The organism is Pseudomonas sp. D5(2026), assembly GCF_057766845.1.
In genome coordinates this window covers 1,722,652-1,747,024 of the sequence record NZ_CM173421.1, presented here as the reverse complement: position 1 = coordinate 1,747,024, position 24,373 = coordinate 1,722,652, and the positions used below count along the sequence as shown (strand labels likewise).

The 24,373-nt window shown below is 63.7% G+C and carries 13 protein-coding genes; 10 read left to right on the top strand and 3 right to left on the bottom strand.

The genetic code is table 11. The features are described from left to right. Positions 1-130 precede the first annotated feature (130 nt). From dsbD to AC3B5Q_RS08105, 5 genes are all read left to right on the top strand, one after another. Entirely contained in the window at positions 131-1,846 is a 1,716-nt protein-coding gene (dsbD, locus tag AC3B5Q_RS08125) for a protein-disulfide reductase DsbD (RefSeq protein WP_103462263.1), read from the top strand. Further along, positions 1,846-2,682: a TlpA disulfide reductase family protein gene (locus AC3B5Q_RS08120; RefSeq protein WP_103444712.1), complete on the top strand. Its 837-nt coding sequence runs from the start codon at positions 1,846-1,848 to the stop codon at positions 2,680-2,682. Before dsbD ends, AC3B5Q_RS08120 begins: the two co-directional genes overlap by 1 nt. A 1-nt stretch (position 2,683) precedes the next feature. Next, entirely contained in the window at positions 2,684-3,442 is a 759-nt protein-coding gene (dsbG, locus tag AC3B5Q_RS08115; protein ID WP_021784462.1) for a thiol:disulfide interchange protein DsbG, read from the top strand. Positions 3,443-4,269: 827 nt separating this feature from the next. Next, entirely contained in the window at positions 4,270-5,007 is a 738-nt protein-coding gene (locus AC3B5Q_RS08110; RefSeq protein ID WP_414816714.1) for a hypothetical protein, read from the top strand. Continuing rightward, positions 5,007-5,708, top strand: a complete 702-nt coding sequence (locus AC3B5Q_RS08105; protein WP_414816713.1) for an ATP-binding cassette domain-containing protein — start codon at positions 5,007-5,009, stop codon at positions 5,706-5,708. The genes AC3B5Q_RS08110 and AC3B5Q_RS08105 overlap by 1 nt, the downstream gene beginning before the upstream one ends. Before the next feature lie 42 nt (positions 5,709-5,750). Here AC3B5Q_RS08105 and AC3B5Q_RS08100 read toward each other — a convergent pair whose 3' ends face one another. Beyond that, a complete protein-coding gene (locus tag AC3B5Q_RS08100) occupies positions 5,751-18,704 on the bottom strand; it encodes a non-ribosomal peptide synthetase (protein WP_488392967.1) in 12,954 nt (4,317 codons plus the stop codon). 308 nt (positions 18,705-19,012) lie between these two features. Between AC3B5Q_RS08100 and AC3B5Q_RS08095 the strand changes: the two genes are divergently transcribed. Continuing rightward, positions 19,013-19,543: an RNA polymerase factor sigma-70 gene (locus tag AC3B5Q_RS08095; protein WP_021784459.1), complete on the top strand. Its 531-nt coding sequence runs from the start codon at positions 19,013-19,015 to the stop codon at positions 19,541-19,543. A 40-nt stretch (positions 19,544-19,583) separates the two neighbouring features. Here the strand turns inward: AC3B5Q_RS08095 and AC3B5Q_RS08090 are convergent, their stop codons facing one another. Then, entirely contained in the window at positions 19,584-20,384 is an 801-nt protein-coding gene (locus AC3B5Q_RS08090) for a substrate-binding periplasmic protein (protein WP_028698348.1), read from the bottom strand. Between the two features lie 171 nt (positions 20,385-20,555). Here AC3B5Q_RS08090 and AC3B5Q_RS08085 point away from each other — a divergent pair, with 171 nt between their 5' ends. After that, positions 20,556-21,107, top strand: a complete 552-nt coding sequence (locus AC3B5Q_RS08085) for a 3'-5' exonuclease (RefSeq protein ID WP_021784457.1) — start codon at positions 20,556-20,558, stop codon at positions 21,105-21,107. A 74-nt stretch (positions 21,108-21,181) separates the two neighbouring features. Continuing rightward, entirely contained in the window at positions 21,182-21,466 is a 285-nt protein-coding gene (ppnP, locus tag AC3B5Q_RS08080) for a pyrimidine/purine nucleoside phosphorylase (RefSeq protein ID WP_021784456.1), read from the top strand. Between the two features lie 113 nt (positions 21,467-21,579). On the opposite strand, the gene AC3B5Q_RS08075 is transcribed toward ppnP, so the two are convergent. Then, a complete protein-coding gene (locus AC3B5Q_RS08075) occupies positions 21,580-22,272 on the bottom strand; it encodes an alpha/beta family hydrolase (RefSeq protein WP_021784455.1) in 693 nt (230 codons plus the stop codon). Between the two features lie 50 nt (positions 22,273-22,322). On the opposite strand from AC3B5Q_RS08075, the gene ccoN reads away from it, so the two are divergent. Then, on the top strand, positions 22,323-23,747 hold the full coding sequence (ccoN, locus tag AC3B5Q_RS08070) for a cytochrome-c oxidase, cbb3-type subunit I (RefSeq protein WP_003254280.1): 1,425 nt from the start codon (positions 22,323-22,325) through the stop codon (positions 23,745-23,747). A 13-nt stretch (positions 23,748-23,760) separates the two neighbouring features. Next, positions 23,761-24,369 (top strand): cytochrome-c oxidase, cbb3-type subunit II, encoded by a 609-nt coding sequence (gene ccoO / locus AC3B5Q_RS08065; RefSeq protein WP_028698349.1) that lies wholly within the window; start codon positions 23,761-23,763, stop codon positions 24,367-24,369. Positions 24,370-24,373: the final 4 nt, after the last annotated feature.

Below are 24,373 nucleotides of genomic sequence, written 5' to 3'. Positions count from 1 at the left end.
CAGGCGCTGAAAATGCCGCGACGAACCCCTGTAAGCCCTTATGCTCTCCCAGCCCAAAAACCAGCGTTAACCTTCATTTAATCAACCCCAGCCAGCATGGCCCCATTCCCCGATTTGCCAAGGCGAAGACATGCGCGTTCTCCTGCTCTTCCTCACACTACTACTGGCCGGCCCGTTGCAAGCCAACCCGTTCGACGTGAAACCAGACTTCCTGCCGGTTGACCAAGCCTTCGTGCTCACCCACGACCGCCAGGCCGACGGCCAGATGCGCCTGTACTTCCAGATCAAGCAGGGGTACTACCTGTACCAGAAGCGCCTGAAGTTCGACGGCCTGCCTGCCGAGCAACACCCGCAGCTGCCGCCAGCGCTCAACCACCATGACGAGTTCTTTGGTGACAGCGCGGTGTACCGCGACCAGCTCGAACTGCTGCTGCCGGCCACTGCCCAGGGCCAATTGCGCCTGGGCTGGCAGGGCTGCGCCGACGCCGGCCTGTGCTACCCCCCGCAAACCACGCTGATCGACCTGGGCGGCAGTGTGGCGCCAGCCGCCGAGCAAGCCAGCGACCAGGCCTTGGCCAGTAACCTTCAGCAAGGCCACCTGGCCTGGAGCCTGCTGGCGTTCTTCGGCCTTGGACTCCTGCTGGCCTTCACCCCCTGCTCGCTGCCGATGCTGCCGATCCTTGCCGGGCTGGTGCTGGGCAATGGCGCCAGTGCCCGGCGCGGCTGGCTGCTGGCGGGGGTGTATGTGCTGAGCATGGCGCTGGTGTACGCCGCCCTGGGTGTGGTTGCCGCGCTGCTGGGCGCCAGCCTTCAGGCCTGGCTGCAGCAACCCTGGCTGCTGGGCAGCCTGGCGGGCCTGTTCGTGTTGCTGGCGCTGCCGATGTTCGGTGCCTTTGAACTGCAATTACCCGCCGTCGTGCGCGACCGCCTGGACCGCGCCGGGCAAGGTACCCGTGGCGGCAACCTGTATGGCGCGGCGTTGCTGGGCGCGTTGTCTGGCCTGCTGCTCGGTCCGTGCATGACCGCACCACTGGCCGGCGCACTGCTGTACATCGCCCAGAGCGGCGACGTGCTGCAAGGGGCCTTGGTGCTGTTCAGCCTCGGCCTGGGCATGGGCGTGCCGATGCTGTTGCTGGTAACCCTGGGCAACCGTTATCTGCCGCGCCCAGGTGCATGGATGAACCGGGTCAAGGGTGTGTTCGGCTTCGTGTTCCTGGCCATGGCGCTGTACACCGTGCGCAGCCTGCTGCCCGCTACCTTGCTGCTGGCACTGAGCGGCGCCTGGCTGATCGCCCTGGCCTGGGCCGCCTGGCCGGGCCTGCAGCGCCTGCCGGCGTTGCGCGCCGTACCGCTGTTGGGCGCCCTGTGGGGCGGCCTGTTGCTGGTCGGTGCGGCAGCCGGCGGCGACGACCTCTGGCAGCCGCTACGCCCGTTCACGGGGGGGGACAGCACAGCGGCCGCTGGCCTGCATGCCGAAGACAGTTTCGTCACCGTCAGCCGCCCCGAAGACCTGCAACGTGAGCTGGATGCGGCCAAAGCCCGCGGCCAGTGGGTGATGCTCGACTACTATGCCGATTGGTGCGTGTCGTGCAAGGTCATGGAAAAACAGGTGTTCGCCCGCAGCGACGTGCAGGCCGGCCTGGCCAACGTGCACCTGCTGCGCCTGGACGTGACCGCCGACAGCCCGGCCAGCAAGGCCCTGCTGCAGCGCTACCAGGTACCCGGCCCGCCTAGCATCATCTGGATCGGCCCGGAAGGCGAAGAACGACGCGCGCGGCGCATCACCGGTGAAGTTGATGCAGCAGCGTTCCAGCAACACTGGGCCCAGACCAGGAGCCAAGGCTGATGCTGACCATAACACTCGGGCCCCTGACCATGGCCCTCAACCACCTGCTGATGCTCACCGCCCTGGTGATTGCCAGCATTGTCGGCTGGTGGGTTGCCCGACGTGGCGGCGAGAGCCCGGAATCGGCGCTGTTCAACCTGTTCCTGATCGGCCTGCTGTGTGCCCGCGCCGGCTTCGTGCTGGCCTACTGGCCGATGTATCAGGACGACCCGCTGCAAATCATCGACATTCGCGATGGCGGCTTCCTGTTCTGGTCGGGCCTTGCCGGCATCGTGCTCGGAGCCCTGTGGCAGGGCTGGCGCCACCCCGGCCTGCGCCGCCCGCTAGGCTGGGCGCTGTTCAGCGGGGCACTGTTCTGGGGCCTGGCCAGCCTCGGCGGCCACCTCTACAGCAAAGGCACCGAGCTGCCCGACCTGAGCCTGCGCAACGCCGACGGCCAGGCCGTGGCATTGCACAGCTACCGCGGCAAGCCGCTGGTCATCAACATCTGGGCCACCTGGTGCCCACCGTGTCGGCGTGAGATGCCCGTGCTGCAACAGGCACAAAGCGCTTACCCGCACGTGACCTTCCTGTTCGTCAATCAGGGAGAGACCCCGGAAAACGTCAGCACCTTCCTCGCCACCACCGGCCTGAGCCTGACACACGTGCTGTTCGACGGCACCGGCCTGCTGGCCCAGCGCGTCGGCTCCATGGCCTTGCCCACCACCCTGTTCTACGACGCCAACGGGCGTCTGGTCGGCAGCCACCTGGGCGAACTGTCCCGGGCCAGCCTGCGCCACGCCCTGGAACCTTTCGACCGGGCCATTGCGCCCGCCCCTGCCGCACAAGGAAACTGACATGCGATTGACTGCACTGCTGCCCCTGTCCCTGGCCCTGCTGGCCTCCCCTGCCCTGCAGGCCGAAGAACTGCCCAAGGCGGTTCAGCAACTGCAAGCCAAGGGCGCCGTGATCAAGGGCAGCTTCGATGCGCCCAACGGCCTGCGCGGTTATGCCGCCGAGTACCAGAACAACGCCCTGGCCCTCTACCTGACCGCCGACGGCAAGCACGTGCTGGTCGGCAGCCTGTTCGACGAACAGGGCAAGGACCTGAGCGCCGAGCCGCTGCAAAAGCTGGTATACGCGCCGATGAGCAAGGAAATCTGGGCGAAAATGGAAAAGACCGCGTGGATCGCCGACGGCAAGGCCGATGCGCCGCGCAAGGTGTACCTGTTCAGCGACCCGAACTGCCCGTACTGCAACATGTTCTGGGAACAGGCGCGGCCCTGGGTGGAGTCGGGCAAGGTGCAGTTGCGCCATATCATGGTCGGCATCATCCGCGAAGACAGCCCGGGCAAGTCGGCGGCGCTGCTGGCGGCGAAAGACCCGGCCAAGGCACTGCAGCAGCATGAAAAGGCCGGCAAGGCCAGCACGCTGAAGGCGCTGGAACAGGTGCCAGAGGCTGTGCAACAGAAGCTGGCGGCGAACATGGCGTTGATGGAAGAGATGGGGTTGCAGGCGACCCCAGCCATTTTCTATCAGGATGAGCAAGGCAACCTGCAAAGCCAGCAAGGGGCACCACGGCCAGAGATGCTGGGGAAGATTCTGGGCAAGCGCTAGTGCATGTGGTGGGGCGCAAATCGAGCGCCACGAAGCAGGTGACGCGGGGCATGGCACCGGCTACGCCGGTGTTCGCGAGTGAACCCGCTCCTACGGGGCTCGCGCTAACGGCTGGATTTTGCGCCAGGCATGTGATCGCAAGGCCTGCGCGGTCGGGCGTAGGAGCGGGTTTACCCGCGAAAAGGCCGGACCTGCTGGCCAATTTCCACCAGCCGTTCACCGTTGCCGCCGCCACTGTCTTCGCGGGTAAACCCGCTCCTACACTGATCGGGAGTGGACACACATTGGTGATTGGACGCAGGCCGTTCTTTCGCAAGCATTAAATCTCCCGACCGAGCAAAGCTACCCCGCGCAGATTTAAACCTGCCACTCAACATATCTAGAAACAATTATTCGGCACGCCCTGTCGTTAAACATCGTTTGCTTGCTTCCCTTATTCAAATCCCACACACACGCACAACAAAGAACACTCGGACGCTCACAACAGAGCGTTCGAGCATCAAAAACCGAAATTTCTTACACAATTAGAAGAAAAATAAACTCAAAAAAAACACTATCAGGTTTAAGCAAGACCCTTCTGAAGAATTCCCCCACAAAAATAGCTTTAAACCAAACATCCCAATATCACGCCCAGCCACGCCATCCCCACCGAAAGCTTGACTTGAAACAACCGAACGCCTAAACCTCCATACCCGTACATTTCAGACCACACCAAAAAGCAGGAGACACTCATGAAAAATCAATATGGCATTAGCCTCATGGCATTGGCTTCGACACTCACTGCGAAATCAAACAACACGCAACCATGACACCAAAATGGTCTACTCATGAACCCAAACCACTGTATCCGCAGCGCAAAAAAAATCACGACCATCACAAAAATCTTGACCACTGAGCACTTGAGGGAGCCCACATCGCTTCTTTGGTCAGCGCTGGCCCCTTGCATACTCTTCATCATCACCAACCCGACGCATGCAACCGCAACCTATACCGCTTCAGCCGCCTGGTTCTACTCATACATCTCTGCCACCCTCGCGTTCTTTGGATTCAGCTTCTACCTCATCGGCAGGAGGGAAAGTGGCTTCACGCGGTCCTTCATCTACCAACACAGCGCAATCAAGCTATTCCTGACGGCCCACACACTCAGTTATTTTTTATTGAGCTCGCTTTACGCCACACTATTCTACCTCTTGACCAAACCCTTACGAGGTCACTACTCACTTCCTGAATACCTCTATCTGATGGCATGCTTTTACACCAGCTACCTCATGTTCACCTGTATCGGCCTGGGGATCGCTGCGCTGCCGATAAAATTCAGCACAGCCAGCACACTTTTCTCACTCATGTCATTTCTCATGCTGGTCTCCGGATACACCGGTGCCACGCTGGGGCACGATGCTTCGCATACGCTAACGCTGATCAACCCGCTCTTTCTAAGCGCGCAGATCTTCCATGGCGAAATGCCCCTTCTCAACAGTTTCCTGATTGCTCTTTCGGTCTCTGCGGCCTCGACATACCTGACCGGAAGGTATTTCAGAATCCAACCCATATGGAGCCGATACTGATGGACATTTTAACTATAAACAACCTTCACTTCGGATACAGCGGAAACCCGCTGCTGAACGACATTGAACTCACTATAAAAGCGGGGGAACTGGTTGGCATTCTGGGCAACAACGGGGCCGGAAAGACAACCCTTTTCGACCTCATCTGTAAAATAAAGAAACCGGCGAAAGGCACCATTTCCAATGTATCCAGGCGTCAGGCCTATTTGACCCAAATCCTTACACCGCCCCCCTTACTGCGCATGGACGAAGCGGGCAAGCTAATCACCAGCCTGACCCCCAACGTTTCCCCAGATCACACAGAGATTCTCTCGAAACTAGGCAAATGGTCCCCGTCACTGTCCAAGCGATATGCAGAAATTGCCAAGAAAAAAGCCGCCAATTGCAGCTACGGTGAAATTCGCAGCTACTTCACGCTGACCTTGTTGCTTTTAAACAGTGACTTGATCATTCTTGACGAGCCAACGGCTGGCGTGGACCCTGAATTTCGACATTATATATGGCTCGGTATAAAAAGCGCGTGCGCGGAAGGCGCGAGTGTGCTGATAGCTTCTCATTACACAGAGGAAATCACGAAAAACTGCCAGCGCTTTTATATGCTCGCAAACAAGCGACTGGAAGCGTTTGACAGTGGTGGACAGTTCATGGAACGCCACCATGCCAAATCGCTGGATGAAGCCTTTATCAATGCTTCGGTCTAGGTACCGTGGCCATTGAGAGGGGGCGCCAGGCGCCCCTGCCCATCACAGCCCCTCCAGCTCCGCCATCAGGTCACTGAGCCGGTCGACCTTGTCATCATCCAGCGCACTGCCCTGCAGCCCCTGTACATACTCGGCCAACGCCTCCACCGTGCTGCACTCGAACATCGCCCGCAGCGGCACGTTCAGCTGTAGCTGCTTCTGCACCCGCGAAGCGATCTGCGTGGCCAGCAATGAATGGCCGCCCAGCTCGAAGAAGTTGTCGTACACCCCCACCCGCTCGGCTTTGAGCACATCGGCCCAGATGCCCGCCAACACATCCTCCAGGTCGTTACGTGGCGCCTGATAGGCCTGGCTATGCTGCACGCCGATGTCGATGGCTGGCAGGGCCTTGCGGTCGAGCTTGCCGTTGGCGTTGTGCGGCAAGCTGTCGAACCAGCCCCAATGCAACGGCACCATGTACTCCGGCAACTCGGCACGCAGTCGTTGCTTGACCTGCTCCAGCAACGCGGCATCGGCACTGACGCCTTGGTGCGCCACCAGGTAGCCAACCAGATACTTGCCGTTCACGCCCTCCTGCACCGCCACGGCGGCATCGCGAATTTCCGCTTGCTCATGCAGCCGGGCCTCGATTTCGCCCAGCTCAATGCGATAGCCGCGAATCTTCACCTGGTGGTCGATGCGCCCGACATATTCCAGCACGCCGTCCGGGCGTTGCCGCGCCAGGTCACCGGTACGGTACAGGCGCTCTCCCGGTGCCCCGTAAGGGTGAGGAATGAACGCCAGTGCCGTGCGCACCGGGTCACCGACGTAGCCACGGCCTACACCCGTACCCGCCACGCACAGTTCGCCCACCGCCCCCAGCGGCACCAGCGCCTGGTCCTCGCCGAACAAGTACAGCCGGTTGTTATCGGTGGGCGTGCCGATTGGCAGGTAGCTGCCTTGGGTCGAGGCGGCATCGACGCGGAAGAACGCCACGTCATCCGAGCACTCCGCCGGGCCATAGGCATTGACCAGGCCGATCTGCGGGTAGCGCTGCAGCCACTGCGCCGCCAGCTCCGGTGGCATGGCCTCGCCGGTCGGCAGCATCCAGCGTAGGCCGTCGAGGGCCTGGTGGTCGCTGGCCAGCATGCCCTGGATCAGGGACGGCACGCTCTCCAGCACGGTGATGCCGGTGGCCTGCACGTGCGCCAGCAGGCCTTGCGGGTCGTGGGCGATGGCATTTGGCACGATCTCTACCTTGGCGCCGAACAGCGGCGCAGCCAGGAACTGCCAGACCGAGATGTCGAAGCTTTGCGAGGCGGTCTGGGCAATCACGTCCTGCTCGCTCAAGGCCAGGTACGGCACCTTGCTCAGCTGATTGTTGAGCATGCCGCGCTGCTCGACCATCACCCCTTTCGGCAGACCGGTCGAGCCTGAGGTGTAGATCACGTAGGCGAGGTTGTCCGGGCCACTGTGGATACCCGGGTTGTGGCTTGCGATCGGGTTGGCCTGGACGTCTTCCCAGACCAGCAGTTGCGGCCGCAGCGCAGCCTCCAGCTCACCGAGCAACTGCCGTCCCTGCTCGGCGCAGGCCGCGCTGCACACCAACACTGGCGTGCGGCTGAGCTGGATGATGCTTTGCAGGCGCGCCGCCGGCAGGCCCGGGTCCAGCGGCAGGTAGCCGGCGCCGGCCTTGAAGCTGCCGACAATCATGCCCAGCAGCGGCAACCCACGTTCGGCAAGCAGTGCCACTGGCTGGTCCACGCAGACTCCGGCAGCCACCAACGCATGGCCCAGGCGGTTGGCCGCCAGGTTCAGCCTGGCGTAGTCATAGGATGCCTCCAGGCAGCGGGCCACGGTACGCTGTGGATGCGCCACGACCTGCGCTTCGAACTGCGCGATGTAGCTCTGTTCAAGTGGATAAACCCGCTCGGTCCGGTTGCAGTCCTCCAGCAGGAAGCCTTGCTCCTGGGCGCTCGACAGCGGTAGCTCGCTCACCTCCCCTTCAAAGCCTTGTACCAGCGCCAGCAGCAGGCGCTTGAATTCGGCCAGCAGGCGCTCGACGGTCGGGTAGTCGAAGTAGCGCTGGTCAAACGACAGGTGCAGGCCCAGGTCATCACCCGGGTAACACACCGCCGTCAGCGGGAAGTTGGTGTGGGTACGGCCCGAGTCGGAGCTGGCGTTCAGGTACTGGGCGTGATCGAGCACGGCGGTTTCAACCGGCGCATTCTCGAACACGAACAGGCTGTCGAACAGCGGCTGGCCCTTGGGCAGCTCGCTGCACGCCTGGATCGCCACCAGCGGCAAGTATTCGTACTCGCGCAGTTCCATGTTGCTTTGCAGCAGGCCCTGCAGCCACTGGCGTACGCTGCAACGCTCACCCGCCGCGGGCAACTGCACGCGCAGGGCCACGCTGTTGATGAACAGGCCGACGGTGCGCTGCATCTGCGGCATGCTCACCGGGCGCCCGGCCACGGTTACGCCAAAGGCCACGTCGCGGTCGCCGCTGTGGCGCGACAGCACCAGGGCCCAGGCCGCCTGGGCGAAAGTGTTGACGGTGAGCTGATGGGCCTGGGCCAGCTCGCGCAGACGCACGCCATCATTCACCTCCAGGCGGGTGTAGCAGTCGCCGACGACCATGCCGCTACCGGCGTGGTCATGGCGCAGCGGGCGGTCGCTCGGGATGGCTGTGGCACGTTCGAAGCCGGCCAGGTTGGCCTGCCACCAGGCGCGTGCGTCGTCCAGGCCCTGGCGCTGCAGCCAACCGATGTAATCGCGGTAACGCGGCGGCACCGGCAGTTGGGCCTGACGGCCTTCGCCAAGGGCCTGGTAGACCTCGAAGAAATCGTTCATCAACAGCGAGCGGCACCAGGCATCGATAAGGATGTGGTGGTTGCTCATCATGAACCAGTAGCGTTCATCGGCCACGCGCACCAGGCGCAGGTGGAACGGTGCCTCGCTGAGCAAGGCAAAGCCGGCCTCGCGCTCCTGCTTGTGCAGGGCCTGCAGGCGCTGCTCCTGGGCATCGTCGGCAAGGCCGCGCCAGTCCTGGTAGTCCACCGCCAGGTTGCCTGGCTTGTGGATGATCTGCAGCATCGCCTCGCCGCTGTTCCAGCTGAACGAGGCGCGCAACGCTTCGTGGCGCGCCACCACGGCCTGCCAGGCCTGGGCGAAACGCTCGGGGTCGAGCGCGCTGTTGATGCGGTAGCGGTCCTGCATGTAGTAGAGGCCAGTGCCCGGCTCCAGCAGGGTGTGCAATAGCATGCCTTCCTGCATCGGCGTCAGCGGGTAAACGTCCTCGATCTGCGCGGCCGGGACCGGCAATGCGTCGATTTGCTCCTGAGTCAGGTGCGCCAGCGGGAAGTCCGATGGGGTGAAGCTGCCATTGCCATCGGCCAGACAATGCGCGACCAGCGCCAGCAGCTCCTGACGATAGCCCTCAGCCAGACCCGCGATAGTCTGCTGGTCGTAGCGCTCGGCGCTGAAGGTCCAGCGCAGTTGCAGAGCACCGCCATACACCTGGCCATCGACGCTCAACCAGTTGGGCAACGGCGCATCGAGATCATGCGCCAACCCAGCCGGGGCTTCCAGGGGCTGGAACAAGGCCGCACTGTCGAACTGCTGGTCGAACTGGCCCAGGTAGTTGAAGGTGATGCGCGCCTGCGGCAAGGCCGCCATCTGCTCGCGCCCGGCGGCATCCACCAGGTAGCGCAGTACGCCGTAGCCCAGGCCCTTGTGCGGTACATGGCGCAGTTGTTCCTTGATGCGCTTGATCGAACCGGCCCGCGCCGCGTCGTCTTCACCTGGCAGCGGACGCAGGCTCAGTGGGTAGGCATTGGTGAACCAGCCGACGCTGCGGGTCAGGTCCATGTCTTCGAACAACCCGTCACGGCCATGGCCTTCGAGCTGCACCAGCACTTCTTCATCGCCGCTCCAGCGGCACAAGGCCCGCGCCAGTGCGGTCAACAGCAGGTCGTTGACCTGGGTGTGGTAAGCCGCCGGGGCCAGTTGCAACAGCTGTCGTGTCTGCTCCACGTCCAGGCCGATGGCCAGGGTTTGAGCGTGGCGATGCAAATTGCCGCCCTGCGGATGGTCGCACGGCAATTCGCGACGCACACCGCCCAGCTGGCCTTGCCACCAGGCCAGTTCGTCACGCAGCGAATCGCTGCCGGCGTAGCTGACCAGGCGCGCCGCCCAGTCGCCGACGGCGTGGGTCTTGGCCGGCAGAGGCAGGCCACGGTACAGCACCTGCAGGTCTTCCAGCAGCACCCGCCAGGACACACCATCAACCACCAGGTGATGGATCGCCAGCAACAACCGCTGGGTGCCCTGCCCGTCACGCACCAGCAAGGCGCGCAGCAGCGGCCCCTGTTGCAGGTCCAGGCTGCGCTGCACGTCAGTGTAGAGTGCCTGACAATCATTGAAATCGGCGACAGTGGCGCTCCACAGCAGTTGCTCGGCGCCAGGCTGCGCGTACTGCGCCTGCCAGCGGCCCTGGGCGTCGCTGAAGCGCAGGCGCAGGCTGTCATGGTGCTGCACCAGCGCAGCCAACGCCTGTTCTAGGGTGGCCTCATCCAAGGGTTGGCGCGGCTCCAGCAGCACCGCCTGGTTCCAGTGTTGCGGCTTTGGCACGTCACTGTCGAAGAACCAGTGCTGGATCGGCGTCAGCCCGGCCTGCCCCTGGCGCAGGCCCTGCTCGACCGTGCTCACGGCTTCGCTGAGCTGAACCACAGCCGCCAGGGTCTGGATGGTCTGATGCTGGAACAGATCGCGCGGGGTGAATTGCAAGCCGGCCTGCCGGGCGCGGCTGACCACCTGGATCGACAGGATCGAGTCGCCCCCCAGCTCGAAGAAATTGTCCTGCACGCCGACCCGGGCAACGTTGAGCACATCGCGCCAGATCTGCGCCAGCTGTGCTTCCACCTCATTGCCAGGGGCCTGGTATTGCTGCCGCGCCTGCTCAAGGTCCGGCAGCGGCAGCGCACGGCGGTCGAGTTTGCCGTTGCCCATCAGCGGCAGGCTGTCGAGCAGCACCAGGTGCGCAGGCACCATGTAATCGGGCAGATGCTGGCGGGCATCGGCTTTCACCGCTTCGCGCAGCAGGTTTTGCGCCTCGCTACCGCCGGTGGCCTGCCTGCACACCAAGTAGCCCACCAACTGCTTGCCGCCCGGCAAGTCCAGCGCCTGCACGACGGCCTCGTCGACATCGTCGTGGGCCTGAAGGCGGCTCTCGATTTCACCCAGCTCGATGCGGAAGCCGCGGATCTTTACCTGCTGATCAGCACGGCCGAGATACTCCACCAGGCCATCAGTACCCAGGCGTACCAGGTCGCCGGTACGGTACAGGCGCCCGCCTTCGGCACTGAACGGGTCGGCGACAAAGCGCTCGGCAGTGAGGCCTGGACGGTCATGGTAACCCTGCGCCAGGCCGGCACCGCCGACATACAGCTCGCCAATGCCGCCTTGCGGCAACAAAGCCAGATCCTCGTCGAGGATGTAGGCCGTACGGCTACCGATGACGCGGCCTATCGGTACGCTGCCAAGGTCTGCTGGCAAGGCCTCTGGCGCCTGGCAAGCCAGCGGCATGACCACGGTTTCGGTCGGGCCGTAGGCATTGAAGAACAGCTGTGGCACGAAGGCCTGGCGGATGCGTTGCAGGTGCTCGCCGGTCAGCGCTTCGCCGCCGGTGATCACCAAGCGCACCGGCAACTGTTCGCCCTGCCCACCCAGGTACTGGGCCAGTTGGCTGCCGTAGCTAGGGGTGAAACCGAGGATGCTTACCTGCTGCTCACGCACCAGTTGGCAGATTTCCTCGGCACCCCACTGCCCTTGGGCGCGCAGCACCACACGGGCGCCACACAGCAGCGGCGCCCACAGGCGCTCGCTGGCAGCGTCGAAATTGATCGAATAGAAATGCAGTTCGCAGTCATCGCTGCGCATGCCGAATGCGGCGATCACCGCCTGGCAGTGCATGGCGAACTCGCCATGGCTGACCACCACGCCCTTGGGTTTGCCGGTGGAGCCTGAGGTGTAGATCAGGTAAGCCTGGTGCTGCGGCAGGCTGAGGTTGTCCAGCGGCGCATCGCTGTAGGCCGCCAGGCTGGCGGCATCGTCTTCCAGGCTCCAGCTGGCCACGCCTTCAGGCAGCTCGCCCACGGCTTGCAGCAACGCGCGCTGACTCAGCAGCAAGCCGATGCGGCTGTCTTCGATCATGTAGCGCAGGCGGTCGAGCGGGTACTCGGGGTCGAGCGGTACATAAGCGCCGCCGGCCTTGAGGATGGCCAGCAGGCCAACCACCATTTCCAGCGATCGCTCCAGGGCCAGGCCCACGCGCACCTGCGGGCCGACACCACGCTCGCGCAGGGCGCGGGCCAGGCGGTTGGCCTGTTGGTCGAGTTCGGCATAGGTCATGTGCTGGCCGGCAAAGGTCAACGCACCAGCCTGTGGCGTACGCGCGGCCTGGGCGGCGAACAGGCCGTGCAAGGTCTGGTCGAGGTCGAAATCGTGCTCGCCCTGCAACTGGCCCACCAGCACCTGCTGCTCGGCGCTGCTCAGCATCGGCAGCTCGCACAGGCGCTGTTGCGGGTTGTCCAGCAGGCCGACCAGCAGTTGCTGCCAATGCTCGGCCATGCGCGCGATGCGCGGCTCGTCGAACAGGTCGCGGCTGTAGGTCAGGCAGCAACCCAGACGACCGTCGAGGTCGGTCACCTCCAGGTACAGGTCGAACTTGGTGGCGCTGGCGTCATTGACCAGGTAATCCACCTGCATGCCGGCCAAGCTGCGGCTTTGCTGGAAAGCCCAGCGCTGCACGTTGCACATCACCTGGAACAGTGGGTTGTAGGCGCTGCTGCGCGGCGGCTGCAAGGCCTCCACCAACTGGTCGAACGGCAGGTCCTGGTGCGACTGGCCTTCGATGGCGGCCTGACGCATCTGCTCCAACAACTGCGCGGCGGTCATCTGCCCATCCAGCTCGCAGCGCAGCACCTGGGTATTGAGGAAGGCGCCGATCAGCCCTTCGCTTTCCGGGCGGATGCGGTTGGCCACCGGCGCGCCGATGCGCAGGTCGCGCTGGCCGCTGTAGCGGTGCAGCAAGGCGGCCAGGGTGGCGGTCATGGTCATGAACAGGGTGAGGCCGCGCTGGCTGTTGAAGGCATGCACGCGGGCGACCAGGGCCGGGTCGAGGTCGAAGCGGTACAGCTCGCCACGGTGGCTTTGCACAGCCGGCCGCGGGCGGTCGGCGGGCAAGGCCAATACCGGGTGTTCATCGCCCAGGCGAGCCTTCCAGTAGGCCAACTGGCGCGCGCCCTCGCCGCTTTCCAGCCATTGCCGTTGCCACACGCTGTAGTCCAGGTACTGCACCGGCAGCGGCGCCAGTGGCGATTCGCGGTCATCGACAAAGGCTTCGTACAGCTCGCCCAGCTCGCGGGCGAAGATGTCCATGGCCCAGCCTTCGGTGACGATGTGGTGCAGCGTCAGCACGAAGAAGTGCTCGCGCTCGTCGGCCTTGGCCAGACAGGCGCGCAGCAGCGGACCACGCTCCAGGTCGAATGGCTGGTGCGCCTGGTCGTCGGCCAATTGTTGCAAACGTTGCTGGCGGGCATCGACTGACAACACACTGAAGTCTTGCCAGTCGAGATGCAGGCCACTGTCTTCGGCCACACACTGGTACGGCACCCCGTCGATGCTGGGGAACGTGGTGCGCAAGGTTTCGTGGCGCACGATCAGCGCCTGCAGCGCACGCTCGAAAGCGTCTATATGCAGGGTGCCGCGCAGGCGTGCCATGCCGCCGACGTTGTACGCCGGGCTATCCGGCTCCATCTGCCAGAGGAACCACATTCGCTGCTGCGAGTACGACAGCGGCACCGCCTGACGGCGGTCGACACGGGCGATTGCACCTTGCAGATTGCGCTCGCCGGCCGCGCGCAAGTGGGCGATCTCGGCACAGAAGGCGCCCAATTCGCTGGCTTCGAACAGGGCCTTGAGCGGCAGCTCGACATCGCAGGCCTGGCGGGTGCGCGAAACGATCTGAGTCGCCAGCAACGAGTGACCACCGAGGGCGAAGAAGTCGTCCTGCAGGCCAATGCGCGGCAAATTCAACACGTCGCGCCAGATGGCCGCGACCTGTTGTTGCAGCTCGGTTCGTGGCTCGACATGCTCACGCTGCTGCCACACTGGAGCAGGCAGTGCCTTGCGGTCGACCTTGCCGCTGGGGCCCAGGGGCATCTGTGCCAAAGGGATGAGTTGCGCCGGCACCATGTAGGCTGGCAATTGCTCAGCCAGCACGGCCAGCACCTCGGCAGGCTGGGCGCTGCCACTGTAATAGCCGACCAGTTGCGCGCCAACGGCGTCCTTGTGTATCAGCACCAGCGCCTGTTCCACACCCGCCTGTGCCAGCAGGCAGGCCTGAACTTCCTCTGGCTCGACGCGAAAACCACGCACCTTTACCTGCTGGTCGAGGCGGCCAAGGTATTCCAGGGCCTCCAGCTGAACCTGCCAGCGGGCGCGATCGCCACTGCGGTACAGACGCTGACCATTGCCGTCGGCCTGGGGTACGAAGCGCTCGGCAGTGAGGCCGGGGCGGCCCAGGTAACCCCGGGCCAGGCCCGCGCCACCGAGGTACAGTTCGCCCGGCACACCGGGGGCGCTCAGTTCCAGCTCATCGTCCAGCACGCGGCACAGCACATTGCCCAGCGGGCGGCCGATGGGCGAGCGCTCACCGTCCGCCACCTGGCAGTGCCAGTGGGTGACGTTGATGGCGGTTTCGGTCGGGCCGTACCGGTTGTGCAACTGCACCTGCGGCAGCACCTGCAGCACGCGGTCACGCAGCGTGGCGGACAACGCTTCGCCACCCGAGAACACCCGGCGCAAGCTACTGCAGGCACCTGCCTGCGGCTCCTGGACGAACACCTGCAACAGCGGCGGTACAAAGTGCAGCGTGGTCACCCCATGGGCCTGCACCAGGGCAGCGATACGCTGTGGGTCGCGGTGTTCACCAGGGCCAGCGAGCACCAGCTTGCAGCCGGTGACCAACGGCCAGAAGCATTCCCACACCGAGACGTCGAAACTGATCGGCGCCTTCTGCATCAGCACGTCGCTGTCATTCAGCACATAGGTCGCCTGCATCCACTGCAGGCGCTCGGCCAGCGCCGCATGGGTATTGCCTACGCCCTTGGGCTGCCCGGTGGAGCCGGAGGTATAGATAACGTAGGCCAGGTTGTCGCCGTGCAGGTGCAGGCCGGGGGCATGGCTGGGCCAGCTGTCCAGGTGCAACTGGTCGAGGGCAATGGCGCTGACACCGTCGACCTGCGGCAGCTTGCCCAGCAGGCTGCTGTGGCTCAGTAGCAAACGGGCGTCGCAGTCGGCCAGCATGTAGGCCAGGCGTTCGGCAGGGTAATCGACATCCAGCGGCACGTAGGCACCGCCAGCCTTGAGAATGGCTAGCAGGCCAACCAGCAATTGCGGCGAGCGCTCGATGGCAATGGCCACACAGGTATCGGGGCCGACGCCTTTGTCACGCAGGTAGTGGGCCAGCCGGTTGGCTTGCTGGTGCAGCCCGGCGTAATCCAGGCTGCCGCCGTCCCAGATCAGGGCGGTGCGTTGCGGCGTCAGGCGTGCCTGCTCATTGAGTTGTTCGACCAACAGGTGCTGCGCTGCGGCGGCCTCTGCCTGGCCCCAACCCAGCAGCTGCGCACGGCCGTGCTCATCCAGCAATTGCACCTCTCCCAGCGCCTGCTGCGGCGCGGCACACACCTGTTCCAGCAGCGCCTGCAGGTGATGGGCCAGACGTTCAACGGTGCTGGCTTCGAACAGCTCCGCGGCGTAGTCGAAGGCCAGGCTCAGGCGGCCCAGATGGTCTTCCTCACTGTGCAACTGCAAGTCGAACTTGGCTTCACGGCTGTGCCACGGCAGCTCTTCGGCCAACAGCCCCGGCAGACGCCGCAGGGCTGACAGGTCGCGCTGTTGGTGATTGAACATGACCTGGAACAGGCCGCGCTCACGCGCCTCTGGCAAGGCTTCGACCAACTGCTCGAATGGCAGGTCCTGGTTGGCCTGGGCTGCGAGGGTGGCTTGACGGACCTGGGCCAGCAACTGTGCGAACGACAGACGGCCATCGAATTGCGCGCGCAGCACCTGGGTATTGATGAAAAAACCGACCAAGCCCTGAGTTTCCATACGCGGGCGGTTGGCATTGGGCACACCGACGCGGATATCGGACTGGCCGCTGTAGCGGTGCAGCAGCGCCTGCCAACCTGCCAGCAGGACCATGAACAGGCTGGCCTGCTGCTCGCGGGCAAGGCCCTTGAGCGCTTCAGTAAGCTTGGCCGGCACCTTGAAGCTGAAACGGGCGGCGCGATGGTCGCGCTGGCTGGCACGTGGATGATCGGTGCACAGGTCGAGCACCGGCAGTTCATCGCCCAGGCATGCCTGCCAATACTGCAGCTGCCGCTCGGCTTCGCCTTCGGCCAGCCATTGCCGCTGCCAGCTGCCGTAGTCGGCGTAACCCAGGGGCAGCGGCGCCAGGTTGGCCTCCAGGCCCTGGCAGTGGGCGGCATACAGTTTGGCGAACTCATCGAGGAGGATGTTCAGCGACCAGCCGTCAGCGACGATGTGGTGCAAAGTCACCCACAGTTGATGGTCTTCATCGTCCAGCCGCGCCAGGGTCACCCGCAGCAACGGACCCTGGGAGAGGTCGAACGGCTGGCGGGCCTCGGTTTCACGCTGCGCGGCAACCTGCTCGGGCGAGTGCCCTTCAAGGTCCAGGCGGTGCAGGCTGAACGGTTGTTGCGGCAGGATACGCTGCAGCGCCTGGCCATTCTCTTCGCTGAACACGGTACGCAGCGATTCATGGCGCGCCACCAGTGCCTGGAAGGCCACCTTCAGAGCGTTGATATCCAGCTCGCCACGCAGGTGCAAACCGGCAGGAATGTGGTAGGCCGCTGATTGCGGATCCAACTGCCAAAGCAGCCACAAGCGGTTTTGCGCCAGCGACTGGGGCAACGCCTGGGCGCGCTCCAGCGTGGTGATGGCTGCGGTGCCTGCGGCGCCATCGGCGATGATCTGTGCCACGGCCTTGCTGTAGTCGGCCAGTACCGGCGCCTCGAACAGCATGCGCAGGCTCAGGTCGATACCCAACTCATCGGCCAGGCGCGCAGTGGCCTGGGTGGCGGCGATGGAGTTACCGCCCAGCAACAGGAAGTGGTCGTCCGCGACCACCGCCTCTACCTTGAGGATCTCGCGCCACACACCCGCGATGCGTGCTTGCAGCTCATCGCCAGCGGTTGCACCGGCACCGGCTTCGCTTGCCTCAGGGAAACGGGCATAGCAGTCGAGGCTGCCATCGTCCATGCGCAGGCGGCAGGCAGCGCGTTGCAACTTGCCGCTGGAGGTCTTCGGCAGCGCGCCGGGGTTCAGCAACAGGACCACGGCGGGGGCCTGCCGGCAGGCATCGGCGATGACCTGCCGGAGGGTCTTGATCAGGTCCTGGGGCTTGAGTGCCTTTTGCACGTTGCGGCTGACCTCCACCGCGACACCGATGCCCTCCTCGCCTTGATGCTCGACGGCGAACACCGCCACCCGGCCTTTACGCAGCACCTGCACTTCACGTTCGAGGGTTTTCTCCAGGTCTTGCGGGTAAAGGTTCTGCCCACGCACGATCAGCATGTCTTTCAGGCGCCCGGTGACGAATACCTCGCCTTCACGCATGAAGCCCAGGTCGCCGGTACGCAGCCAGGTCTGGCCATCCATTTCGACGAAGGTGCGAGCGCTGGCTTCTGGGTTGCGCCAGTAGCCCAGGGCGATGCTCGGGCCGCCTGCCCAAATTTCCCCCACCTGGTTGTCGCCCAGCACTTGCAGTTGTTGCGGCTCGACGATGCGTATCGCGTGCCCCGGCTGCGGGAAGCCGCAACTCATCAGCACGCTGCCAGTGCCGGGTTCGGCGCGGTTGGCGGCGAAGGCTTTGGCATCCAGCTCAAGCGCGGGGATACCCTGTCCACGGCGGCTGCCGCTGACGAACAAGGTGGCTTCGGCCAGGCCATAACTGGCGAAGAAGCTGTGCGGGTCGAAACCGCAGGCCTGGAACTTGTCGGCAAAGGTGGCCAGGCTGTCCTGGCGGATTGGCTCGGAGCCCGAATAGGCTACGCGCCAGCGGCTCAGGTCGAGCCCGGCCAGCGAAGCCTCGCTCACCCGCTCGCTGCACAGGCGGTAGGCAAAGTCGGGCCCGCCGCTGATGGTGCCACCGTAGTCGCTGATGGCCTGCAACCAACGCAGCGGCCGGGCCAGGAAGAACCCTGGCGACATCAGCACGCAGGGCACACCGCTGAAGATCGGCTGCAACAGGCCGCCGATCAGCCCCATGTCGTGGTATAGCGGCAACCAGCTGACGATCACGTCGTCGGGATTGAGGTCGATGCCGAAGCCTTGGCGGATCAGTTGCTCGTTGGCCACCAGGTTGCCATGGCTGACCTGCACGCCCTTGGGCAGCGCGGTGGAACCGGAGGTGTACTGCAGGAAGGCGATGTCCTCGCCCTTGAGTGCGGGCTCACGCCAGGTCGCGGCCAGCGCCGGGTCCAGGCCGTCCACGGCCAGCAACTCGGGCGTGTCGTCTGCCGCAAGCACCTCCAGGCCTTGCAGGTGGTCGTGCAGCGCCGCCACGGTCAGCAGCAGGCGCGGCCCGGCGTCGGCGATGATCGACAGCAAACGCTCCTGATGATGCTGGCGCGCGGACTCCGGCGGGTAAGCCGGCACCGCGATCACGCCTGCGTACAGGCAACCGAAGAACGCCGCCACGTAATCCGGCCCGCTGGGGAACAGCAACACGGCACGGTCACCGAAGCTGGCACGCGCCTGCAAGGCAGCGGCGATGGTGCGCGCACGCTGGTCGAGGTCCCGGTAGCTGAGCACGGCCTGCTCGCCGGGGGCGTCGGAGAGAAAGCGCAGAGCAATCCTGTCCGGGGTCTGCGCGGCGCGTTGCGCCAGGGCCTGGACCAGCGAGAGCGGGAGTTCGAAGGCGTCCGTCATGGGGTGTTCCTGCCAGTGTCTGTTAGGGCGTGCCGACTGCGCCGCGAACAGCGGCGGGCAGCGAGCGGCGACCGGGGATGTACACAGGGGAACGGATGGACGGGGGCAGAAATTAGCGGGGGCGAGGGTGTGGGGCTGCGTGAAGGCTGGAGGCATACCTGGGGGCATGCCCCCTTGGGACAGCAACACGCAATAATAATTTAGTTTCGCATTTGACAATCATTATCATTCTACATAATTTGTCGCACGTCGTAGGAAGCTTCCCAGCTTTGGGTGCCTCCTTTCCTCTCTGTGACAAGGTGATTTCCATGGCGGAACAACTATCCACAAGTAAGTGCGATTCACCATTACTGCAGGCCTTCGTCGACAACCGCAACATCCTGGTCAAGATCGCTGCCCGCATCACTGGCTGCCGCTCCCGCGCCGAGGATGTGGTGCAGGACGCCTTCTTCCGGCTCGGTGCTGCCCCGCAGATCACCTCGTCATTCAAGGCGCAGCTGAGCTACCTGTTCCAGATCGTGCGCAACCTTGCGATCGACCACTACCGCAAGCAGACAATGGAGCTGAAGTACTCCGGCAGCGAGGAGGAAGGCCTGAATGTGGTTATCCAGAATGCCTCGCCCGAAGCGACCCATATCAACCTTGCCGCACTGGACGACATTGCCCAGGCGCTGAACGAGCTGCCGCAACGTACCCGCTATGCGTTCGAGATGTACCGCCTGCATGGCGTACCGCAGAAGGACATTGCGAAGGAACTGGGGGTGTCACCGACCTTGGTCAACTTCATGATTCGCGATGCATTGGTGCATTGCCGCAAGACCGCCAACCGGCAAGCCTGAGTTACTCTTCGACAACATCTACGATGCCATCGGGCGGGAATCAAGGCCTGCGCGTGCTGACTGTGATGCGGTAGGGGTCGAAGATCCGCGCCAGCTCACCACTGTCACGCAGGCCACGCAGCAGGGCAGCGAACGACTGCTCGTCAATAGGCGCCTCTGGGCGCAGCAAGGCGTAGTGGTGATAGACCTGGTCAATGCGCTGCGAAGGCACCAGCTGAGCCCTGCTCGCCGGGTTGCGTGCCAGGAAATCGCTGAGGTAGGAGCGCGTGACCAGGGCGATATCGGCGCGGCCGGCCTGCACCATCAGCAGGTTGCTGTCGTGGGAATAGGTCAGGGTCGCGTTGTATGTCTTGCGCAGGTAATTCGGGTCAGCGTTGAAGCCGGCGAACGCGTAGTGGTAGCCGTTGAACAATGCCAGGCGTTTACCGCGCAGGTCATCGAAGTAATGTGGATCATTGCCATTTGCCTGACGGGCAACGAACACTTCGGCATCTTCCAGGCCCATGTCCACGGCCTGATGAGCAATTTGCTCCCAGCCCCATTGTGGGTTCTCGAAAATTGCCATGTCGGTGCGGCCCTGCTGGAAGTCACCGAAGCGCCGCTGGATAGACGTAGGCACAAGAACGAAGTGATAGTGCTGCTGCGCCCGGTTGAGTGCATTGACCAACTGCGGCAGCAAACCGGTATCGGCGCCTTGCTCGGGGCGCACCGTGTAAGGCGGGAAATGGGCCGCGCCAATCTTCACTTCGACCGCTTCGCCAGCCCATACCGGTGCCGCCAACCAGAACACGGCCAGCAGCATCAGGGTGGACAAGGCCTTGAGGCCGGGCACTGGAGTCAAGACGGACACTCATCACGGTTTATGCCTGTATGCGCCTAAGCTAGGCGTTTTCCAGGGGCGGCACAACTACTGGCGTCTGCTCTTTGTGCCAAAGCAGGCGGCAAAATGCCATAGGATGCCGTATGCCCAGACATTGGCTACGCTCTAGCAGGATCTGCAAGGGAGCCTGGTATGGGCCATTGGTTGGTGATCGACCTGGAAGCCACCACCGACGATGGTGGGTGGCCGGTCACAGAGATGGAAGTCATTGAAATTGGCGCAAGCCTGGTTACCCGCGAAGGCCGCGAGGTCGACCATTTCCAGCGTTTTGTAAAGCCACGGCGGCGGCCGCAGCTTACCCCGTTCTGCCGTGAGCTGACCCACATCAGCCAGGCCGACGTGGACAACGCCGCGCCGTTTCGCGAGGTGTGGGCAAGCTTCGAGCGCTGGCTGGGGCACCACCGCGGGCAGCTTCAGGCCTGGGTCAGCTGGGGCGACTACGACCGCCAGCAATTGCACCAGGAGTGGCAGCAGCACAGCCTCGACAGCCTGCTGCGCACATTGCCGCACATCAACCTCAAGCAACGCTTTGCCAAGGCCCGCCATCTGCAGCGCCCCACCGGCCTGAACGGCGCCCTGCAACTGGCCGGCATGCACTTTTGCGGGCAACAGCACAGGGCCCTGGAAGATGCGCGCAACACGGCGCGGCTATTACCGTTGACCCTGCCCGCCAACAGCCCCTGAAAGCAGATGACGAGGCCTGTGGGCTTGGGCATACTGGCCAGCCCTTTTTCATCACCTCTTTTCAGGAGTCGCCCATGTTCCAGGTCAACGAGTACTTCAACGGCACCGTCAAGTCGATCGCATTCTCGGGCGAAGAAGGCCCGGCCACTGTCGGCGTCATGGCTCCGGGCGAATACGAATTCGGCACTGCCAAGCGCGAGATCATGCATGTGGTATCGGGCGCGCTGACCGTGAAACTGCCAGGTAGCGACAACTGGGAAACCTTCAAGGCAGGCGACAAGTTCAATGTTGCCGCCGACAGCAAGTTCCAGCTGAAAGTGGCGGTGGATACGGCCTACCTGTGCGAGTACCGCGACTAAGCGTCGGCCTGTGCCGGCCTCTTCGCGAGTGAACCCGCTCCCTCAGGCGTATCACCGTCCTCGGACCCTGTGACCATCCTGTGGGAGCGGGTTTACCCGCGAAGAATCCAGCACTAATCCTTCAGGAAATCAGCAACACGTTCAGCCGCCGCCTGCAAATGCTGCTCATGGCTGAACCCCGAAGCCTTCAACGGCTTCAGGTCATGGTCCCCCGCCACTAGCCAGCTCACCTCGATCGCCGGCGACAACGCATACCCCGCCACCGCCTCGCGGTTACCCAGCGCATCCCGCTCGCCCTGCACGATCAACGTCGGTGTCTTCAACTCGGCCAAGTGCTCTACCCGTGGCTTCTCGGGTTTACCCACCGCATAGAATGGATAACCCAGGCACACCAGCGCATCCGCGCCCAGTTCGTCGGCCAGCAGGCTCGCCATGCGCCCCCCCATGGACTTGCCACCCACGGCCAGCTTGCCCGCGACCAAAGGTCGCACTTGCCGGTACACCTCGCGCCAGCATTCAAGCAACACCTTCTGCGGGTTAGGCGGCCGCTTGCCACCGGTAACCCTGCGCTCGGCCATGTACGGGAACTCGAAGCGCACTACCGCTACCCCAAGAGCCGCAAGCCTTTGCGCCATTTCGTCCATGAACCCGCTGTCCATCGGCGCGCCCGCGCCATGGGCCAGGATCAGGCACCCCTTGTAGCCCTCTTTACCTTCAACCGGCGGAGGATCGCAGCGCAAGCCTGGGACATTTGCGACCTTCGCCCATTGATCCCCGTCAATACCGGCACTTTGCCCATTAATCATGCTTGCCTCGCTGTAAAGCCTGCCAAATAACCGTGGATGGGAACCCATACATGAACACAACCAGCAGTACCGCCTATAACTACAAGGTGGTCCGCCAATTCGCCATCATGACGGTGGTGTGGGGAATCGTCGGGATGGGGCTCGGCGTCTTCATCGCCGCCCAGCTCGCCTGGCCGTCCCTCAACTTCGACCTCCCCTGGACCAGCTTCGGCCGCCTGCGCCCCCTGCATACCAATGCGGTGATCTTCGCGTTCGGCGGCTGCGCACTGTTCGCCACCTCCTATTATTCGGTGCAACGCACCTGCCAGACCACCCTGTTCGCACCGGGCCTGGCCGCGTTCACGTTCTGGGGCTGGCAACTGGTTATCCTGCTGGCTGCCATCAGCCTGCCGCTGGGCTACACCAGCTCCAAGGAATACGCCGAACTGGAATGGCCGATCGACATTCTGATCACCATCGTCTGGGTGGGTTACGCCATCGTGTTCTTCGGCACGCTGATGAAGCGCAACACCAAACACATCTACGTCGGCAATTGGTTCTTCGGCGCCTTCATCCTGACCGTGGCACTGCTGCACATTGTCAACAACCTGGAGCTGCCGGTCAGCCTGACCAAATCCTATTCGGTCTACGCAGGCGCCACCGATGCCATGGTGCAGTGGTGGTACGGCCATAACGCGGTGGGCTTCTTCCTGACCGCAGGCTTCCTGGGGATGATGTACTACTACGTGCCCAAGCAGGCCGAACGGCCAGTGTATTCGTATCGCTTGTCGATCGTGCACTTCTGGGCGCTGATCACCCTGTACATCTGGGCCGGCCCTCACCACCTGCATTACACCGCCCTGCCCGACTGGGCGCAGTCGCTGGGCATGGTGATGTCGCTGATCCTGCTGGCACCCAGCTGGGGCGGCATGATCAACGGCATGATGACCCTGTCGGGCGCCTGGCACAAACTGCGCAGCGATCCGATCCTGCGCTTCCTGGTGGTGTCGCTGGCGTTCTACGGCATGTCCACCTTCGAAGGGCCAATGATGGCCATCAAGACGGTCAACGCCCTGTCCCACTACACCGACTGGACCATCGGCCACGTCCACGCCGGCGCTCTCGGCTGGGTAGCGATGATCTCGATCGGCGCGCTATACCACACCATCCCCAAAGTGTTCGGCAAAGAACGCATGTACAGCCTCGGCCTGATCAATGCGCACTTCTGGCTGGCCACCATCGGTACCGTACTGTACATCGCCTCGATGTGGGTCAACGGCATCGCCCAGGGCCTGATGTGGCGCGCGGTCAACAGCGACGGCACGCTGACCTACTCGTTCGTGGAAACTTTGGTGGCCAGCCACCCAGGCTTTGTCGTGCGCTTCGTCGGCGGCGCGATCTTCCTCAGCGGCATGTTCCTGATGGCCTGGAACACCTGGCGCACCGTGCGTTCGCCAGCGCTTGACGTCGCCCCTGCGAACGCCCAGTTGGCTTGAGGAGAAACGCCTGATGAAACATGAAGTCATCGAGAAAAACGTCGGCCTGATGGCCCTGCTGATGGTATTTGCCGTCAGCATCGGCGGCCTGACCCAGATCGTCCCGCTGTTCTTCCAGGACGTCACCAACAAACCGGTGGAGGGCATGAAGCCCTATACCGCGCTGCAACTGGAAGGCCGCGATGTCTACATCCGCGAAGGCTGCGTGGGCTGCCACTCGCAGATGATCCGCCCGTTCCGCGCCGAAACCGAGCGTTACGGCCACTACTCGGTGGCCGGTGAAAGCGTGTGGGACCACCCGTTCCTGTGGGGTTCCAAGCGCACCGGGCCGGACCTGGCCCGGGTCGGTGGCCGCTACTCGGACGACTGGCACCGTGCGCACCTGTACAACCCGCGCAACGTGGTGCCGGAGTCGAAGATGCCATCCTACCCGTGGCTGGTTGCCCAGCAGGTCGACAACAGCCACACCGACGTCAAGATGCGCACCCTGCGCACCCTGGGCGTGCCGTACACCGACGACGACATTGCCAGCGCCCGCGAAGCGGTCAAGGGCAAGACCGAGATGGATGCGCTGGTCGCCTACCTGCAGGTGCTCGGCACCGCGATCAAGAACAAGAGGTGAGTGC

What these genes read in the sequence shown, in the direction of transcription:
- ccoO (WP_028698349.1), top strand. Translation starts at nt 23,761, where the DNA reads ATGAAACATGAAGTCATCGAGAAAAACGTCGGCCTGATGGCCCTGCTG.
- AC3B5Q_RS08095 (WP_021784459.1), top strand. Translation starts at nt 19,013, where the DNA reads ATGGCGGAACAACTATCCACAAGTAAGTGCGATTCACCATTACTGCAG.
- dsbD (WP_103462263.1), top strand. Translation starts at nt 131, where the DNA reads ATGCGCGTTCTCCTGCTCTTCCTCACACTACTACTGGCCGGCCCGTTG.
- ppnP (WP_021784456.1), top strand. Translation starts at nt 21,182, where the DNA reads ATGTTCCAGGTCAACGAGTACTTCAACGGCACCGTCAAGTCGATCGCA.
- ccoN (WP_003254280.1), top strand. Translation starts at nt 22,323, where the DNA reads ATGAACACAACCAGCAGTACCGCCTATAACTACAAGGTGGTCCGCCAA.
- AC3B5Q_RS08120 (WP_103444712.1), top strand. Translation starts at nt 1,846, where the DNA reads ATGCTGACCATAACACTCGGGCCCCTGACCATGGCCCTCAACCACCTG.
- AC3B5Q_RS08100 (WP_488392967.1), bottom strand. Translation starts at nt 18,704, where the DNA reads ATGACGGACGCCTTCGAACTCCCGCTCTCGCTGGTCCAGGCCCTGGCG.
- AC3B5Q_RS08085 (WP_021784457.1), top strand. Translation starts at nt 20,556, where the DNA reads ATGGGCCATTGGTTGGTGATCGACCTGGAAGCCACCACCGACGATGGT.
- dsbG (WP_021784462.1), top strand. Translation starts at nt 2,684, where the DNA reads ATGCGATTGACTGCACTGCTGCCCCTGTCCCTGGCCCTGCTGGCCTCC.
- AC3B5Q_RS08110 (WP_414816714.1), top strand. Translation starts at nt 4,270, where the DNA reads ATGAACCCAAACCACTGTATCCGCAGCGCAAAAAAAATCACGACCATC.
- AC3B5Q_RS08105 (WP_414816713.1), top strand. Translation starts at nt 5,007, where the DNA reads ATGGACATTTTAACTATAAACAACCTTCACTTCGGATACAGCGGAAAC.
- AC3B5Q_RS08075 (WP_021784455.1), bottom strand. Translation starts at nt 22,272, where the DNA reads ATGATTAATGGGCAAAGTGCCGGTATTGACGGGGATCAATGGGCGAAG.